16 protein-coding genes are annotated in these 16,602 nt (G+C 41.6%); 3 read left to right on the top strand and 13 right to left on the bottom strand.

Features of this window, described 5'->3' with window-relative positions; all coding sequences use genetic code 11:
• Window positions 1–142: 142 nt before the first annotated feature.
• The 6 genes from sodA to D8785_RS07940 form a co-directional block, all read right to left on the bottom strand.
• Entirely contained in the window at window positions 143–748 is a 606-nt protein-coding gene (sodA, locus tag D8785_RS07965; RefSeq protein ID WP_125375080.1) for a superoxide dismutase SodA, read from the bottom strand.
• A 71-nt stretch (window positions 749–819) separates the two neighbouring features.
• A complete protein-coding gene (holA, locus tag D8785_RS07960) occupies window positions 820–1,857 on the bottom strand; it encodes a DNA polymerase III subunit delta (protein ID WP_125375087.1) in 1,038 nt (345 codons plus the stop codon).
• A complete protein-coding gene (locus D8785_RS07955) occupies window positions 1,835–2,500 on the bottom strand; it encodes a DUF805 domain-containing protein (RefSeq protein ID WP_125375079.1) in 666 nt (221 codons plus the stop codon). The genes holA and D8785_RS07955 overlap by 23 nt, the downstream gene beginning before the upstream one ends.
• A 62-nt stretch (window positions 2,501–2,562) precedes the next feature.
• Window positions 2,563–4,803 (bottom strand): DNA internalization-related competence protein ComEC/Rec2, encoded by a 2,241-nt coding sequence (locus D8785_RS07950; protein ID WP_125375078.1) that lies wholly within the window; start codon window positions 4,801–4,803, stop codon window positions 2,563–2,565.
• A complete protein-coding gene (locus tag D8785_RS07945) occupies window positions 4,787–5,464 on the bottom strand; it encodes a helix-hairpin-helix domain-containing protein (RefSeq protein ID WP_125375077.1) in 678 nt (225 codons plus the stop codon). Before D8785_RS07945 ends, D8785_RS07950 begins: the two co-directional genes overlap by 17 nt.
• A gap of 102 nt (window positions 5,465–5,566) precedes the next feature.
• Complete coding sequence (locus D8785_RS07940; protein WP_125375076.1) at window positions 5,567–6,310, bottom strand: lysophospholipid acyltransferase family protein; 744 nt, start codon at window positions 6,308–6,310, stop codon at window positions 5,567–5,569.
• A 137-nt stretch (window positions 6,311–6,447) separates the two neighbouring features.
• Here D8785_RS07940 and D8785_RS07935 point away from each other — a divergent pair, with 137 nt between their 5' ends.
• From D8785_RS07935 to D8785_RS07920, 3 genes are all read left to right on the top strand, one after another.
• Window positions 6,448–8,787 (top strand): cation-translocating P-type ATPase, encoded by a 2,340-nt coding sequence (locus D8785_RS07935; RefSeq protein ID WP_125375075.1) that lies wholly within the window; start codon window positions 6,448–6,450, stop codon window positions 8,785–8,787.
• A 252-nt stretch (window positions 8,788–9,039) separates the two neighbouring features.
• Entirely contained in the window at window positions 9,040–9,786 is a 747-nt protein-coding gene (locus D8785_RS07925) for a tRNA1(Val) (adenine(37)-N6)-methyltransferase (protein WP_125375074.1), read from the top strand.
• Window positions 9,776–10,057 (top strand): GIY-YIG nuclease family protein, encoded by a 282-nt coding sequence (locus D8785_RS07920; protein ID WP_125375073.1) that lies wholly within the window; start codon window positions 9,776–9,778, stop codon window positions 10,055–10,057. The genes D8785_RS07925 and D8785_RS07920 overlap by 11 nt, the downstream gene beginning before the upstream one ends.
• A gap of 59 nt (window positions 10,058–10,116) precedes the next feature.
• On the opposite strand, the gene D8785_RS07915 is transcribed toward D8785_RS07920, so the two are convergent.
• From D8785_RS07915 to D8785_RS07885, 7 genes are all read right to left on the bottom strand, one after another.
• On the bottom strand, window positions 10,117–10,755 hold the full coding sequence (locus D8785_RS07915; protein WP_125375072.1) for a GNAT family N-acetyltransferase: 639 nt from the start codon (window positions 10,753–10,755) through the stop codon (window positions 10,117–10,119).
• Window positions 10,756–11,081: 326 nt separating this feature from the next.
• Entirely contained in the window at window positions 11,082–12,062 is a 981-nt protein-coding gene (lacD, locus tag D8785_RS07910; protein WP_125375071.1) for a tagatose-bisphosphate aldolase, read from the bottom strand.
• Between the two features lies 1 nt (window position 12,063).
• Window positions 12,064–12,993, bottom strand: a complete 930-nt coding sequence (locus D8785_RS07905; protein ID WP_125375070.1) for a tagatose-6-phosphate kinase — start codon at window positions 12,991–12,993, stop codon at window positions 12,064–12,066.
• A gap of 11 nt (window positions 12,994–13,004) precedes the next feature.
• The gene (lacB, locus tag D8785_RS07900; protein WP_023026585.1) at window positions 13,005–13,520 is read right to left on the bottom strand and encodes a galactose-6-phosphate isomerase subunit LacB; all 516 of its coding nucleotides are present in this window, start codon (window positions 13,518–13,520) and stop codon (window positions 13,005–13,007) included.
• Between the two features lie 16 nt (window positions 13,521–13,536).
• Window positions 13,537–13,962: a galactose-6-phosphate isomerase subunit LacA gene (gene lacA / locus D8785_RS07895; protein ID WP_023026584.1), complete on the bottom strand. Its 426-nt coding sequence runs from the start codon at window positions 13,960–13,962 to the stop codon at window positions 13,537–13,539.
• Between the two features lie 81 nt (window positions 13,963–14,043).
• Window positions 14,044–14,928, bottom strand: coding sequence for an aldose 1-epimerase family protein (locus D8785_RS07890; protein WP_125375069.1), 885 nt, complete (start codon window positions 14,926–14,928; stop codon window positions 14,044–14,046).
• Between the two features lie 102 nt (window positions 14,929–15,030).
• Window positions 15,031–16,506, bottom strand: a complete 1,476-nt coding sequence (locus D8785_RS07885; protein ID WP_125375068.1) for a PTS galactitol transporter subunit IIC — start codon at window positions 16,504–16,506, stop codon at window positions 15,031–15,033.
• Window positions 16,507–16,602 lie beyond the last annotated feature (96 nt).

Below are 16,602 nucleotides of genomic sequence, written 5' to 3'. Positions count from 1 at the left end.
TTCAGGTATAAACGCAAGAAATATCCCTTCCAAAATGGGAGATTCATTTGAATCTAATTCGACCAATTTGAAAAAATAAAAAGCCTGAATCGAGAGGCTCCATTAAGCTACCTTTTGATCCAAACTTTTTTATTATGAAAGCTTATTTAGCTGCTGCGTAAAGCTCATCAACTTTGTTCCAGTTAATTACTGAGAAGAAAGCTTTGATGTAATCAGGACGTACATTGCGGTATTTCACGTAGTAGGCATGTTCCCAAACATCCAAGCCCAAGATTGGTTTCTTCCCTTCTGAGATTGGTGTGTCTTGGTTTGCTGTTGAAGTAACTTCAAGCTTCCCTTCTTGGTTAACAACCAACCATGCCCATCCAGAACCAAAGCGTGTTGTAGCCGCCGCAGTGAAGGCTGCTTGGAATTCTTCGAAAGAACCGAAAGCTTCATCGATTGCTGCTGCAAGTTCTGCTGAAGGAGCTGTCTTTTCAGGAGTCATCAATTCCCAGAAAAGAGCGTGGTTCAAGTGTCCACCACCGTTGTTGATAAGCGCTTGACGGATATCAGCTGGGATAGATTCTACATCTGCCAACAAAGCTTCAAGGTCTTCACCAATTTCAGGGTGTTTTTCAAGAGCTGCATTCGCATTGTTTACGTAAGTTTGATGGTGTTTGTCATGGTGCAAGTGCATTGTTTCAGCATCAATATATGGTTCCAATGCATCGTATGCGTATGGAAGGTCTGGTAAAATAATTGCCATGGAAAATACCTCTTTTTCTTTATGTATATAAAAATGATAACGCAATCATCTAATTTATTCAACTATTCTGCTTACACCGATGGATTAGCCAGCTTTAGTAAAGCTAAATCAAATAGATAATCTTTCTCATAAGTTCCCGATTTCATTTGAAAATCGGTATCAATCAAAAGACAAATAGCCTGCTCCAAATAAGAAAGAGAAATTCCTCTACTATCCCTTAGGGCAAATTTGACTTGGTAGGGGTTCACTTTTCGGCCGGTCAACTCTGATAGGTCTGAAACGATTTGGGATTCTGTTGGTCCCTCTTGCTTCAACAGTTTGACCTGTGTGTAGACGCGGAACTGACTCAATAAAATGGCCAAGAGTTTGATTTCATCTTCGCCTTGTAACCGCAGGTCCTTGACCAAACTACGGGCGGGATCAATTTGTTTCTTTAGAATCATCTGGATCAGATCAAACAGATTATCCTGTAGGGTCTTCGGAATAGCCTCTTCAATATCTGAGATGGTGATGCTCGAAGCTCCCTTGTACGTTTTAAGAAACTCCAAGTTTTTCTGTATCTCACTAAAATCAAAGCCAGATTTGATCAAAAGTTGTTCGAATGCTGGTGAATCAATCGCTAGCCCTAGAGACTTAATCTCTTCCGTAAAATGGGCACGTAACTCCTGTTCCTTTAATTCAGTTACCTCCAGCACCTGGGCATCCCGTTTTAAAAGTTTGACAATCCTTCGCTTGCTATCCAGTTTTCCTTCCGCAAAAACAATTAAGCGAGTCGTTTCTAAAGGCGCCGATAAGTAACCTTCAAAGGACTGCAATTCATCATCCGTCAGGTATCTTTTTTTCGCGGTCGTCACATCGACAAAATGATCCAAAATCACTATTTTTTCATCCGCAAAAAATGGGAGGCTGACCAAGTCAAGCTCAACTTCTGAATAAGCTGTTTCCTTCATGTCAAAATAGGAATAGTTCAAATCAGATGAATCGTAGCCTACCTTCTTTAAAAGTTGCTCTTTTATCCACTCAAACTGACCGATGTCGTCTCCTGAAAGAACCAGGATAGGAGGAAGCTTCTCAGCACTGATTTTTTTAATTGTTTGTATAGCCTGCATGTTCTGAAGGTACCTCATTCCACTCTCTAAAATGATGCTGAGTCTGTTCCGATTCCATTTTCTTTTCAAGTGGCGCTTTCTCTAGTGGAGTTGGGGGAGCCGAAACAATCTGGGGAATAGCTGAAAAACTGTTGGGATCCATCAAATGGGAAGGGATACTTGGCGAAGAGAACTCGGGACTCGTCGAAGCAATTCCTTGAAAAGCATTCTGATCCGGTTGTGCAAGTCTAGCACTTGGAAGGACCAAGAGACAAGCCAAGCATAGCAAGCCTGCAAGAGATAAGACTAGAAAAATTGAAATAGGAGATAAAAGATAGATCAAGATAGGACCTAGAAATAGGAAAATCAAAGCCCAATGAAGACCCGCATCTCTCAATCGCCGAACGACTACTGCTTGTTGAGGAACAAAAATAAGATAGAGATAGAAGAGAAAAAAGATGCTTAACCAACCTGAAACGCCCATCCCGGTCAAGGGAATCACCTCTTCCTCTGATTTCGAATTTGAAAAGAATAAGACCAATTGGTAAATCCAAAAAGGACTTGTAAACAATAAATGCCAGACTTGACTTATCCAAAATTCTTTTCTATCTGATTTTCTTGAAAAATCAGCATATTGCATCCAGAACAACTGTAATGATTTCATACTTGTAACCTCATTTCCTTGACTTTATCATAGCAATTTTTAAGCTAGAAATCAAACAGCTCTTATCGAACGGTTTCAATATTCCACTGATTCCACCCTCTAAAACGAATCGCTCCTTGCTGATCTGTACGAAAAACAGCTATCTGTAACTCTTTAAAACGCTCCAAGGTTTCCTGATGTGGATGCTGGTAACGATTTTTTTCTCCCGCGGATATCAAGGCAATTTTTGCTTGGATTTGCTTTAAGAAGGCTGGGTGAGAAGAACCCTTAGAACCATGGTGACCTGCTTTTAATATATCCACGCGCAGTTGAGGATAGCGGGCTAACAGGGTCTTTTCCCCCTCTTCTTCTAAATCACCTGTAAAAAGGAAGGACCAACCATAAAACCGGCCATAGAGAACAAGGGAATCGTTATTACTCCCATCTCCTATTTCTACCGGATAGAGAACTTCTGCACTCCCATCAAAGATCGACAGTTGATCACCAGCCTCTAGCGTTTTTACTGGCAGGTTTAACCGTTTGAGCAAACGGACAAAGGAGTCTTTTTTTAAACTTCCCTTGGAAATGTTGATTTCCTTAATCCTAACCCTAGTCGCAAGGACTTCCAAGTCTCCCATATGATCTGTGTCAGTATGCGTAAGAACCATATGATCAATCTGGTCAATCCCCCTACTCTTGAGATAGGGAAGCAAGGTCCGCTCTGCATTGCTAGTAGACCTCCGATGCCTCCATGCTTCCTTTTGGCCAAAGTCCACTTTTCCACCTGTGTCAATTAGGATCGTTTTTCCTCGCCAATCACGTAGCAAAATACTATCACCTTGACCAATATCAATGACGGTAATCTCATTTTCTAAAGGATGCTTCACAAGAGTAAATACGAAGCATACTAAGAGTAGAAACAGGTATCTCCATTTCTTAATCTTTCGCATTTCATAGAGGCAAGCCAATAAGAATAGCAACAAGAGGAAGAAATAAATGCTTGGCTGTCCAAAAATCAAGGATTGACTAGTAACACTTGCAATATACTCCATACTTTTTTCCATCCAGATGAAGAAGGGATTCCAAAAGGTCAATGGGTATAGAAATGAGAGGAGAAAGACCACACTCAGTCCTGGTAACAAAAGAACATCAAACAAGAGAGAAAAGACAAAGGTTAGAGGAAGAGACCAGGGTTGGTATTCTCCAAAGAAATAAATCAAAAAAGGAAGAACCCCTAGTGTTAACACCAGACTCTCCTTGACGACTTTTTGGATTCCCGACTTCTCCTCCTCGGAAGAAGTTAGTGTCAATATAAACGCGTAGGCACAAGATAAGAGACCTCCAGCAGTCAATAATGAAGAAGGCAGAAAAAGGAGCAACAAGAGGAGGGTCATCCCCATATTCTCCATTCCTTTGAGACCTTGCTGGGCTAGAAGCTTCTGTATGAGGCTTCGAACGACCGAAACCGAAAATCCCGTCATCCCAGCATAAAGAAGCGAAAACGGATAGAGGAGGGTTGTAACTTTTTCCTGCTCCAATCCCAAGCGGAGAAAGAATCGTCGAAAAGCATCTAAGAAGAAGGCAACCTGCATGCCCGATAAGGCGAACAGATGGATAATCCCCAAGTTCGAATACAGCTGACTCATTTCTTCGAACTCCACATCTAAAAAACCAAAAAGCAAGCCCGTCATATAGTGACTCATGGGCTGGGGGAAATGCTGGTGAACCCATACAAGGGCCTTCCGCCTCCAACTAGACAGAAGGCCTATTACATCTCTAGGCTCAGCCGGTCTCTTTTCAAGGATCTGGCTGATTTTCAAAAGATGATAGATTCCTTGTATTTTCAGATAAGCCTGGTAATCAAAGCCCATAAAATTCCGCTGTTTTGTCGGGGTCTCTAATTCTCCTTTTATTCTTAATTCTAGCCCATGATTCAAGTGTTTAAAATAGGCTTGCTCTTCCTGTGTCTGAATCTGATAGAAAACCTGAAAAGTACGACTACCTGACTGAGCACGAAAGGATAAGGCATCTCCATTCACCTTGATAGTATCCGGTAAGAGCTGAATAACCCTTGGAACCTCTTGATTCCGCGCTTCTTTCTTCCCTTGTTCGATTCGAAAAGCAAAACAAAGTGTAGCAAGCAAGAGAAGCCCTACTAGGATTAGAAATTGTTTGCCCTTGTAGCGTCTACTAAACAAGATGAAGAAGGCCAGAAGGAAGATTGGAGCGAGCAAGTGACCCGTATACATCCAATAATAAAGAGCCATGACGGGAAGAGCCAGATGAAATGGGTGAATATTGAGACTTCTAATCCACTGTAACATGCTCTTTTAACTTTTCTAGTGTCTTTTGGCCAATCCCAGAAACATTTTTCAATTCATCAACAGATTGAAACTTTCCTTTTTCCTCTCGATAAGCAATGATATCCTGGGCTCGTTTTTGACCAATCCCAGAAATAGTCTGTAATTCTGCTTCTGTGGCTGTATTGAGATTAACCTTTCCATCCTTTTGCTGGTTTTCACCACCTGTCGTCCCGGCAGAAGGAGACGTAACAGGTGCTACTTCTTCTCCATTCTTAGCAACATAGACGATAGACTCATCCTCTAGTTTTTGAGCTAAATTGACAGATTGGCTATTGGCCTCGTCTGTCATCCCTCCTGCTTTTTGCACTGCATCATAGACCCGACTCCCCACTGGAAGCTCGTAGACTCCCGCCTGTCTGACAGCACCCTTCACATCCACCATGATTTTCGCTTGCGTGGACTCGGTCTTTTCCTCACTCCTCTGCTGAGAGCTGGAAGAGAGGCTTGTATCTTCCATGGAAGAAGTCTCCCGGTCCACCATTTCTAACTGAGAAATGGCAGTTTCCGGTGCTTGTTGCGCTGGTTTAGGCCAAAAGAGAAACACTCCTCCCATGACTAGCCCCACAGCAACCAAGCCTAAAAACAGTTTATATTCCTTGATCTTCTCAATCCATGTTTCCATAAATACCCCTTTTATTTTTATTATTCGTAAAAAATCAAACAAATAAAAAAAGAATGTCAAAAATCACATGATTTTTGACATTCTTTTTATCTAGAGAGCTGTCTAGTCTTTCCGATGCTTATCTGGATCCCAAACGAAACTTGCGATATAACTAAATAAGAGGGTCGCTAAAGCGACAACCAAGACAAATGGCAACAGTAAAAACTTCAAGAAACGGATGAGGATAAAAGGTTTCCGGTCATTGCGGAGTGCTTGAGATTCCGCATCTAAGCGATCAAACTCAGCCTGGATACGTCTTGCAACTTCTTCTACTCCCTCATCATTCATTTTTGCAATATCAGAGATATCAATAGGGTGCCCAAAGTTCATATCAATCCGTTCACAGCTAGCTAGTCCTTTCAAGGTCATTGGACCAGTATAAGTTACAGGCATAATACGAACCTTAGCCATTTTGGCAATCACGGCAACTCCACCCTTAACATCCTGAGAATGGCGGCTTCCACTTGGAAACATAATCAAGGAACGCTTGCTTTTTTTGAGCATATTCACCGGATATTTAATGGCAGCGGCACCTGGATTTTCACGGTCAATTGGGAAAGCACCGCACATACGAATCCACCAACCAAAAATCCGATTGGTAAAGAGTTCTTTCTTGGCCATAAAGATAAATTGCTTAGGCTTGGTCGCAAAGGCCATATAGACAGGGTCCCACCAAGTCCGGTGAGGAGCGACAAGAATATAATTTTCTTCTTGACTTGGGATCAGTTCCTTATGATGATAATGAGCATTTCCATTCATAACCCATAAAATAAAGGTCACCAACCCACGTAAATAGGTATAAAACATGCTTTCTCCTTTGATAGTTCTCTTATCTAATTATTATACCTTATCCTTTTGTTCCCCGCAAATCTTTTCAAAAGGTTGAAGTCTCAACAGATTGACTGCATCTAGTCTTTTTCTTAAAAAAATGATATCATGTTTCTATGGAAATGAATGAATTAAAGGGATTAACCCATGAAGAGGTCCGCAAAAAAATACAGCGCGGCCAAACCAACGAATTTAAAGCGAATACCAGCACCAGTACCTGGCAAATCATCAAGCGTAACGTCTTCACCTTGTTTAATGCTCTGAACTTTGTGATTGCTCTCGCTTTGGTTGCGGTACAAGCCTGGAGTAACCTAGTCTTTTTTGCAGTCATCTGCTTTAATGCCTTATCCGGAATTGCCACAGAGCTCCGCGCTAAACGGATGATTGATAAATTGAATTTGATGAGTAAGGAGCTCGTTACTGTTATCCGAGCAGGGGAAGAAGTAAGCATTGATCCAGAGGAAATTGTCCTTGGCGATGTGATTAAGCTTTCGGCAGGTGACCAAATTCCGAGTGACGCCATCGTTCAAATCGGGATTGCAGAAGCCAACGAAGCTATGCTGACAGGAGAAAGTGACTTGGTGCTCAAGGGAGAGGGAGATGAACTTCTATCCGGAAGCTTCTTAGTAAGTGGCCAAGTCTACGCTCGTGTCAATCGTGTGGGGGCCAACAACTATGCTAATAAATTGATGGTCGAAGTAAAAACTCTCAAACCCATCAATTCCCGCATTCTCTATAATCTCGCAAAAATTTCTAGTTTCACTGGTAAGATTATTATCCCATTTGGAATCGCCCTCTTCTGTGAAGCCTTTTTGATCAAGCTGCTTCCAATGAAAGATTCTGTGGTGACTTCTTCTACTGCCCTCCTGGGCATGTTGCCAAAAGGGATTGCCCTTCTGACAGTGACCTCTCTCTTAACAGCCGTGATCAAATTAGGGATGCGCAAGGTCTTGGTTCAAGAGATGTATTCAGTCGAAACACTAGCTCGTGTGGATACTCTTTGTTTGGATAAGACGGGAACCATCACCCAAGGAAAAATGACCGTCAAAGGCATTCACTCCCTGTCTGAACACTTTTCTGAAGAAACCATCGAAGTCATTCTCGCTGCATATATGCAAAATTCTGAGGATAACAACCCGACTGCCCAAGCTATCCGTAAGGCATATGGGGAGCTAGAACATGCCTATACAGCAGAATCTATCATTCCTTTTTCAAGCGATCGAAAATGGGGAGCTATGACCCTGTCTAACTTGGGAACGATTTATTTGGGTGCCCCAGAGATGCTTCTCAAAGAAAATCCTCCAGCAGTATTGGAAGCCCAAGCCCATGGATCACGGGTTTTGATTTTAGCTCGTAGTGTTGAAGTCATTGATATGCATGATTTGACTTTACCAAGTGATGTAGAAGCTATCGCTGTGATTGAAATCTTAGATCCAATCCGTAAAGGGGCTGCTGAAACCTTAGATTATCTTCGCTCACAAGATGTGGATTTAAAAATCATTTCAGGAGATAATCCTGTTACCGTTTCCTATATTGCCAAAGAAGCCGGTTTTGATAGCTACGATAATTATGTGGACTGTTCAAAAATCGATGATGCTGAGCTAGTTGATCTAGCGGAGAATACTGCTATTTTCGGTCGGGTATCTCCTCACCAAAAGAAACTCTTGATTCAAACCCTCAAGGCCGCTGGTCGTACCACTGCTATGACAGGAGATGGGGTCAATGATATCCTAGCCTTACGAGAAGCTGACTGCTCCATCGTGATGGCCGAAGGAGATCCTGCAACACGTCAAATTGCCAATCTGGTCTTGTTAAACTCAGACTTCAATGATGTTCCAGAAATTCTCTTTGAAGGTCGTCGGGTCGTTAATAATATTGGCCGAATCGCACCTATCTTCTTTATTAAGACCATTTACTCCTTTATCCTGGCCATTATCTGTATCGCAAGTGCCCTGTTCTTTGATGTGAACTACTTGTTGATTTTCCCATTTATTCCAATTCAGATTACGCTAATCGATCAGTTTGTCGAAGGATTCCCACCATTTGTCTTGACCTTTGAACGAAATATTAAGCCAGTGGAAAAACACTTCCTCAAACGTTCCTTGCATCTGGCCTTGCCAAATGCCTTGATGGTTGTCTTTAGCGTCCTGTTTGTTCGTTTATGGGGAGCTCATCATGGCTGGTCAAGTCTTGATATGTCTACCCTTTCCTACTACTTATTAGGATCTATTGGTTTCTTGTCTGTTATTCGGGCTTGCTTACCACTCAATATCTGGCGAGGACTCTTAATCATCTTCTCTGTCTGTGGTTTCTACCTTTCTGCCTTTTACTTGAAAGGTCTGATTGAAATTGGAACATTGACAGCTGTGACCTTCCCAGTCTACCTTGCCTTGATGTCCCTCTTTACAGGGATCTTCATCTTGGCGACTATTTATCAAAAATATGAGTTTAATTAAACAACTCTTGGATAAGAGGCTGGGACAAAAGTCCTAGCCTCTCAATTGTCTTTGGATTGTCGAGCAAGACGCAGTGGTTGAGTGGGCTCTACTAGGCTGATTTCATCAGCTTTTACAGCCCTACTCAACTGTGCGGAGGTGGGACGACGAAATCGAATTCTAACGAATTACCAATTTCTGTCCCACTCTCTTATTTTTTTATTATCCCTTTCCTAGCTTTTCCCCGTCCTCTTTTCATGCTATAATAGAGCCATGAACGATATCGAATTAAAAGACGGTGAACGCATCAACCAATTATTTTCTAGTGATGTGAAAATTATTCAGAACAGAGAGGTTTTTAGCTATTCTATTGATAGTGTCCTCCTGTCGCGCTTTCCTAAACTGCCCAATCGCGGTCTGATTGTTGATCTTTGTGCCGGCAATGGCGCTGTCGGACTCTTTGCTAGCACGCGCACGAAAGCAACCATCGTTGGAGTAGAAATACAGGAAAGACTAGCGGATATGGCGGAACGTTCTATCCAATTAAACGGACTGTCTGACCGTATGACCATGATTACAGATGATCTAAAAAACTTGCCTCACCATTTCCCAGGTAGTAAGATTGACATTATCCTATGTAATCCTCCCTACTTTAAAGTGGACGAGCATTCCAATTTAAATGAGAGCCCTCATTATTTGCTAGCCCGTCATGAGATTACCACCAATCTGGACCAAATTTGTCAAGTGGCCCAACGGACCCTCAAATCCAATGGTCGACTCGTCATGGTGCATCGTCCGGATCGCTTCTTAGATATCATTGAAACCATGAAACGCTTCAATCTGGCTCCCAAACGGATTCAATTTGTCTATCCCAAGGTCCATAAAGATGCCAACATGCTCCTCATTGAGGCTATTAAAGATGGATCGCGGGATGGTTTAAAGATTCTTCCCCCATTGTTTATCCATGAGGAGGATGGAAGCTATACGCCGGAAATTCATGAGATTTATTATGGAAACTAAAGCCTATATGTATGTTGTCCAGTGTGCGGATGGAACCCTCTATACTGGCTACACGACCGATATCGAGCGTCGCATCAAAGCTCATAATGCAGGAAAAGGAGCTAAATATACACGTCCCAGACTTCCAGTAACTTTAATCTACCAGGAGTCTTTTCCAGATAAAAGAGCTGCTATGTCAGCTGAAGCCCTGTTTAAACGTAAGACAAGAGAAGAAAAGCTAACCTATATCAAGCAACGTAAAAAGAAGCAAAATTCAAATGATAGGACCTGAGTCAACAGTCTAAATGTCAGAAAAAAAGGAGCTCCCAAGAGCTCCTTTTTTTAAAAAATCTAGGATTCGTCATCAATAGTCTTTAAAAAAGCCCAATTCCCAACAGACTGCTTTCCATAGTCGAGAACCATAGAATCTAATAGGACGAATTCATTTTTCTCATAGAAAAAGACATTTTGCTGAGTACTAGTAATCAAGCCTAGACGCTTACAACCTTTGGCCTTTACGTAAGGTTCAATCCCGTTTTGGAGGAAATGACTGCCAACACCTTGTCCCTGAACAGTTGGGCTCACAGCAAACATCATTAAATACCAGTCAAAGTTTCCGGATTTTTTCAAATGTTGCTCCGAACGCTCTACTAAGTCCAGATATTTCATTAATTTACTAGGACGAATATATCGGAACAACTTGAGAATTCCATTTAGTAAGTAAGAGACCATCGAGAAATCTTTTTGTTGCAACAGCCCCACCGCTATGATCTCCCCGTCTCGTTCAGCAACTAAGCAAGTTTCCCCTTTGATGTACAGCTTGACTAACAAGGTATGTAAGAGTTCAATAAAGGCTGGATAGTATTCAGGCTTTTTTAAATCTTCTTTAATGACGGTTAAAAATGGATAATTCATAAAAGCATCAGCACAAATTTTTCCTATTATTTTGTACTCGTTCGTTTTCGCTTCTCTGTATACAATGTTTTCCATATCTTAATTCCTTCATTGATATAGTACTATTATACATCAAAACATTTAAATAATCGAAAAAATGTGAAAAATTCACATAAATATCTACAAAATCATTACGATTTGATTATCAATTTGATAGGATATCGAATTGATGGATCGAGTGAACACATATTTGATTTTATGAAATCCTTGTATGACGTATTATACTTCTTTATTCTAGAGCCAATCATGACCATCTGTTAAAAAGTAAAAGCTGTCACTCACCAAACTAAGTAAACCTCATAATTAAAATAGCCCTTCAAGATGAACTAGAAAGGCTATTTTATACGTTAGGAACAAAGAAATTAAATACGCTCTTTCCAAGAAGTTGCGACTTGGTCCAAGACTTGGTTAAGTTCTTCAATGTTGCGACGACCTTCGGTACGCAACCATTCACGAGCCGCCTCTTCCCCATTCTTGATGTAGGCTTCTACAGATCCAGCCCAAGTTGCACGTCCGCAAAGAACCCCGTTGAAGTTTGCGCCTGCTTCATGCGCAAAGACTAGAGTTTCTTGGAAGAGTTTGGCAGAGACACCTGCACTCAAGTAAATGTATGGAAGGTTGGTTGCTTCTTCTTGTTCTTTAAAGAAGGCTGCAGCTTCTTCACGACTATGAACGATTTCTCCATCGCCAAATCCTTCTACGTATTTGACGTTGACTGGCACTTCTACCTTCAAAACATCGATGTTGAAACGTGGGTCTGAGAAGACTTTCATGGCTTCGATGACTTTGCGAGGTTTCACTTTAGCGTATTCTACAGAACCTGCATCAGCGATTGTTTCATCGTAAGCCAAGATTTCAAGGAAGAATGGAATTTCTTCTGCCACACATTCTGAACCGATGCGTTCGATGTAGGCTTGTTTTTCTTGGTTGAGTTCTTCTGCACTATCCACATCATAGTAGAGCAAGAATTTCACTGCATCTGCACCCTGTTCTTTGATGCGTTTTGCTGACCAAAGGTTGAGGCAGTCTGGCAGACGCTTGGTGCTAGAAGTGTCGTAGCCTGTTTTTTCATAAGCCAACAAGAGCCCTGCTTCTGCATCCAAAACCTTAGTCGCTGGAAGTCCATACTCAGGGTCCAAGAGCATAGAAGATGCGAATGGTGTTAATTCTTCAGCCACTAGGACCTTCAACTCTTCCATTTGAGCCACGGTTGGTTCTGTGTCTTGGTATTGAGCCATGAGGCGTTTCAAGGCACCACGTTGGTCAAAAGCCAAGGCTGAGATCACACCCTCTTTGGTGCTCAATTTTTCTAAATAGTTGCGTTTTTGTTCTGTTAATACCATCTTATACCTCTTTTACATTTATCTGTTGATACAAATCATCATAGTGGGCCATATTGACATGTCCAGTCATCTTTTCTTGGGCATTTAGCATCCCCAGGACCATGGCATGGGTCAAAAGAGCCGCGTCATCCTTCCCGCTACTGAGACCAGCAGAAATACCGGCCACCGTTGAATCACCAGATCCTACCGGATTGACGACTTCAATTTTTGGAATGTCCACCTTATAGAAGACATCACCATGTTTGGCAAAGGCTCCATCTCCACCTAAGGATACAATGATCCATTCAATCCCTTCAAATAGCGAATCTTTCAGGACTTCTTTCAAATCCTCAAAATCAGCAGAAACATCACGTCCCAATAGTTGAGAGAGTTCTTCGCGATTGGGCTTGATAACCGTTGGTTTGAACTTGGAGTGAAGGACAGCTTCTAAAGATTTACCAGACGAATCCAGCACTACTTTACGTTCTGCTTCTCTTGCAATCTCAATTAAACTCGCATAATAGTCTACTGGTAGACCTACAGGTAGACTACCCGAAATGGCAATCACATCTGATGTCGGCATGAGAAGTTTGAAATGATGAAGAAATCCCAAGGCTTCCGTCCGGAGTATTTCTGGACCCGCTTCTAAGATTTCTGTTTGATTTCCTTCATGTAAGATGGCGATACAGTTTCGTGTATCACCCAGAATATCATAAAAGAAAGATTGGACATCTCGTGGAAGATGGGTCTTGATGAATTGACCATTGGTCCCCCCAACAAAACCTGTTGCTCCAACTGTTTCACCGCTCTCAGCTAAGACACGGGTGACATTCAAGCCTTTACCACCTGCTGTTTTAGAAACTTCCGACACACGGTTAACGGTATCCAACTTCAATTCTTCCAAGGGATAAGAAATATCAATGGACGGATTCAAGGTGACAGTTAAGATCATAATCCCACCTCTTAGTCGTGATATTCACCACGATCCCATTTTTCAAGGAATTCTGTAAAGAAGTCTGCATCCTCCTGGTGATCATTATGGGTTTCCAAATGTTGGATCTTGGCGATCAATTTCTTGTTTTCTTCACTTGGTTTGTATTCCGCATGGATAAAGGCTTCAATGATATCGCACATGAGCAACTCACCAGTTACTTTCCCACCGAAACCAATGACGTTGGCATTGAGTTCTTCTTTGGCATAAAGAGCAGTTGTCATATCGCGAACCAAGGCTGAACGGATTCCAGGGACCTTGTTAACCGCATTGTTAATCCCAACGCCAGTCCCACAGATACATACTCCAAGATCTGCTTGGCCACTAGCTACTGCCTCTCCGACTTTTTTCCCAAAAATTGGGTAGTGGGTGCGCGCGTGGTCATAGGTTCCAAAGTCAAGAACCTCATAGCCTTTTGATTTCAAAAATTCAGAAACAGCCATTTTTTCATTTGTGACAATATGATCACATCCAATTGCAATTTTCATTCTTTTACTCCTCCCTTTAGCACATCTTGTTGAGCATATCAACACGGATTTGGTGGCGACCACCGTCATACTTACCATTTACAAATCCTTTGGCAATATTTTTCGCCAATTGGTCACCCACGATTTGAGCACCCATGGTGATCATGCGAGAATTGTTGTGCCCACGAGTCATGTAAGCAGAACGCTCATCTGAAACTTCTGCTGCAACCATTCCTTTAATTTTAGTTGCGACCATGAATGGACCTGCTCCGTATGCGTCAATGACAATCCCAAGATTGTCTTCTGCTTGTTTCACTTCTTTTGCAACAGCCAAAGTCACATCGACAAAGTCTTGCCCTTCTTCTGTCACGTCCACCACTTGGAAACCTTCTGCTTCCAAATATTCTTTGACTACTTCTTTTAAGCGGATACCTGCTGCATCCGCACCAATAATAACTGACATATCATACTCCTTTTATAAATGTTTTCCGATTAAATACAAAGGCCTTGATCTAACTTCTGCATTCTATACTGTCATTGTTTCCTATAAGATTTCAATTTCAAAACCAAGTTCAGCTGTTTGACCTGCTGGCAAGAGACGAACTTGCTTTTTATATTCCAAATAATCACTCTCTTCAAGCGAAGTAGATAAACCAGACCACGGCTCTAAAGCGATAAATGGTCCTTTATTTGGTGTTGTCCAGATAATCAAGTTTGAAAAATCTGGAAAATGAACACTGATTCCCTTATCGTGCTTTCTAGAACGGAGTGTCACCCTTCTTGATTGTAAACAATCTAAGGTAATGGCATCCTTTTGGAAGAGATCGTAATTGAGATTCAAGATTTTTTCTTGCTGTAAGAAAGGCGTCCGATCAAAGACATTTAACAAGCCTGTCTCCGGATAGGATTTTGGAATACTACAGGTTTCTTCTTGTTCAAATTCTAGGTAGTAATCTTCAAAACTTTCATCCGACAGTAAAGGACAATTAAATCCTGGATGGCCACCAACGAAAAACGGCATGACGCCTTCTTCACCAAGATGGTGAACTCGATAGGTTACGGTCACTTTTTTTCCAATTAATCGATAGGAAATTTCTAATCTGAAATGATAGGGATATTGCTGATACGTTTCTTCCGTATCCTCTATCCCAAAAGTTACCCGATCTTCTGTTTGCTCTATTAGCTCGAAGTTTTTCTTGCGAACGAGCCCGTGACGGGGAATCCTCCCAACCCCTTGAGGACGATAAAGGGTCATATCATTTCGAACCGACCCGCAGATGGGAAAGAGCACTGGGGCTTGGCCACTCCAATACTGATCATCACCCTGCCAAAGATATTCGATACCATCCTGATCCTTGATAGAGGCCAGCTCACCGCCTAACTCCTTGAAACAAACTTCCAGGTCATTATTTTTTAAAGCTATCCTCATACTTCTCTCCTTACCATGTTATTTTAGAGAAAAAACTAGGCTATCCCTCCATATCTGGAAATTGATACCCTAGTTTTATCAAGTTACATATTTAGGAGTGGATTATTTTGCTTTTGCTGCGTATTCTTCGTTACGTTTGATCATTTGTTTTCTGTACCATGCAAAGATTCCAACGTAGAATGCTAAGAAGGCAACAACTCCAATAATAGCTTTGATGTCTCCTGTTGTTGCATTACCAATAGTCCAACCAAGAAGTTTTTCAACTGGTCCTTCAAGAGTTGAGTGAGTAATCAATTGAGTTTGGCTAACACCTTCTGGGAAGGCATTTACACTTTTCGCCAATTCAGTCGCGAATGGTGCAATAAGAGTTCCTGAAAGAAGGAACAGTGGCAACAAGAGAGTTCCAAAGACGATCATACGGATTAATTTACCACGTGTCACAACCAACAAGGCTGGAGTCACACCCATAGCGATGATTCCTGCAAGAGGCAAGATACCGTTTCCTACTTTAGAAAGAAGCACTGCTTCGATCAACATGATTGGTGCAAGTACGTTAGCACAAGCCCAGATTTCAGCACGACCAGCGATAAATGGCCAGTCCAAACCAATGTTGAATTTACGTCCTTGAAGACGTTTAGTAGCAACGTTTGTAATACCTTGTGACAATGGTTCTACCGCTGCGATAAACCAAGAACCAATCAATGAGAACAATTCCAAGCAGACACCGGCAGTCAAACCAAGGCTCAACCAACCTTTAATAACCAATTCCCAAGTTTTAGCATCAGCTACGTCAGCAACTGGTTGCGGAGTTCCCATGATACCGATGACGATACCAAGAAGGAAACCGATAAAGAATTTAGATCCCCAGAAACCAATTTTCTTATTCAATTTAGCTGCGTCAAAGTCGTATTTATCAAGACCTGGCAAGATTTTATCAAAAATCTTATCCAATACCATGATGATTGGGTTCATCATGTAGTTCATGTGAGTTGATGTCATTGGTGATGAACTTGGCGCATTCAACAGGTCATCGAATGTTGGTTTCATCAAGTCTGAGTTGATGATCTTCATAATCCCTACAAGGACTACTGCTAGAGTTGCAACGAAGAGAGAAACTCCTGCGCTAACTCCATTTTTATCCGCATACCATTTGATCAAAAGACCAGTGATAGACAAATGCCAGATATCGAAGATGTCCACATCAAGTGTATCAGTTTTCTTCATTAACAACATCACGATGTTAACAATCAGCATAACAAGCAAGAAGTAGAGTGTCCAAGCAGAACCCCATGTAATCGTTGCAAGTGGAGCCCAACCAACGTCAGTAATGGTCAATTGGATACCTGTATTCTCAACGAATTTTGCAAGAGAAGCAGAGAAAGCTCCATTCAACATACCGATGATAGCACCGATACCAGTAAGAGCGATGGCAAGTTTAATACCACCTTCAAGCGCTTTAGAGAATTTCACTCCAAATAATAGGGCCAAAAGAGTCAAGATAATCATCATGATGATTGGGCCACCCATAGCAAGAATTGGCGTAAAGAACTCATTGGCCAATTTAATAATGCCGTCCATAATAAATCCTCCCGATTTATATTTTTTTTTATAAAATGAATAAAAATACTAGCAGTTTTCAAAAGTGAAAAACTACTTACAACTAACAGTGAACAA

Origin of the sequence: Streptococcus australis, from assembly GCF_003943615.1 — a bacterium.
In the GTDB taxonomy this organism is placed as follows: domain Bacteria; phylum Bacillota; class Bacilli; order Lactobacillales; family Streptococcaceae; genus Streptococcus; species Streptococcus australis_C.
Note: the sequence above shows the minus strand (reverse complement) of the source record. Positions and strands in the feature narration are given on the sequence as shown.

Excerpts from the sequence above, each read along its gene's own strand:
- D8785_RS07950 (WP_125375078.1), bottom strand. The coding sequence starts at position 4,803 with ATGTTACAGTGGATTAGAAGTCTCAATATTCACCCATTTCATCTGGCT.
- sodA (WP_125375080.1), bottom strand. The coding sequence starts at position 748 with ATGGCAATTATTTTACCAGACCTTCCATACGCATACGATGCATTGGAA.
- D8785_RS07885 (WP_125375068.1), bottom strand. The coding sequence starts at position 16,506 with ATGGACGGCATTATTAAATTGGCCAATGAGTTCTTTACGCCAATTCTT.
- D8785_RS07935 (WP_125375075.1), top strand. The coding sequence starts at position 6,448 with ATGGAAATGAATGAATTAAAGGGATTAACCCATGAAGAGGTCCGCAAA.
- lacB (WP_023026585.1), bottom strand. The coding sequence starts at position 13,520 with ATGAAAATTGCAATTGGATGTGATCATATTGTCACAAATGAAAAAATG.
- D8785_RS07920 (WP_125375073.1), top strand. The coding sequence starts at position 9,776 with ATGGAAACTAAAGCCTATATGTATGTTGTCCAGTGTGCGGATGGAACC.
- D8785_RS07940 (WP_125375076.1), bottom strand. The coding sequence starts at position 6,310 with ATGTTTTATACCTATTTACGTGGGTTGGTGACCTTTATTTTATGGGTT.
- D8785_RS07890 (WP_125375069.1), bottom strand. The coding sequence starts at position 14,928 with ATGAGGATAGCTTTAAAAAATAATGACCTGGAAGTTTGTTTCAAGGAG.
- holA (WP_125375087.1), bottom strand. The coding sequence starts at position 1,857 with ATGCAGGCTATACAAACAATTAAAAAAATCAGTGCTGAGAAGCTTCCT.
- D8785_RS07925 (WP_125375074.1), top strand. The coding sequence starts at position 9,040 with ATGAACGATATCGAATTAAAAGACGGTGAACGCATCAACCAATTATTT.
- D8785_RS07945 (WP_125375077.1), bottom strand. The coding sequence starts at position 5,464 with ATGGAAACATGGATTGAGAAGATCAAGGAATATAAACTGTTTTTAGGC.
- D8785_RS07905 (WP_125375070.1), bottom strand. The coding sequence starts at position 12,993 with ATGATCTTAACTGTCACCTTGAATCCGTCCATTGATATTTCTTATCCC.
- lacA (WP_023026584.1), bottom strand. The coding sequence starts at position 13,962 with ATGTCAGTTATTATTGGTGCGGATGCAGCAGGTATCCGCTTAAAAGAA.
- lacD (WP_125375071.1), bottom strand. The coding sequence starts at position 12,062 with ATGGTATTAACAGAACAAAAACGCAACTATTTAGAAAAATTGAGCACC.
- D8785_RS07955 (WP_125375079.1), bottom strand. The coding sequence starts at position 2,500 with ATGAAATCATTACAGTTGTTCTGGATGCAATATGCTGATTTTTCAAGA.
- D8785_RS07915 (WP_125375072.1), bottom strand. The coding sequence starts at position 10,755 with ATGGAAAACATTGTATACAGAGAAGCGAAAACGAACGAGTACAAAATA.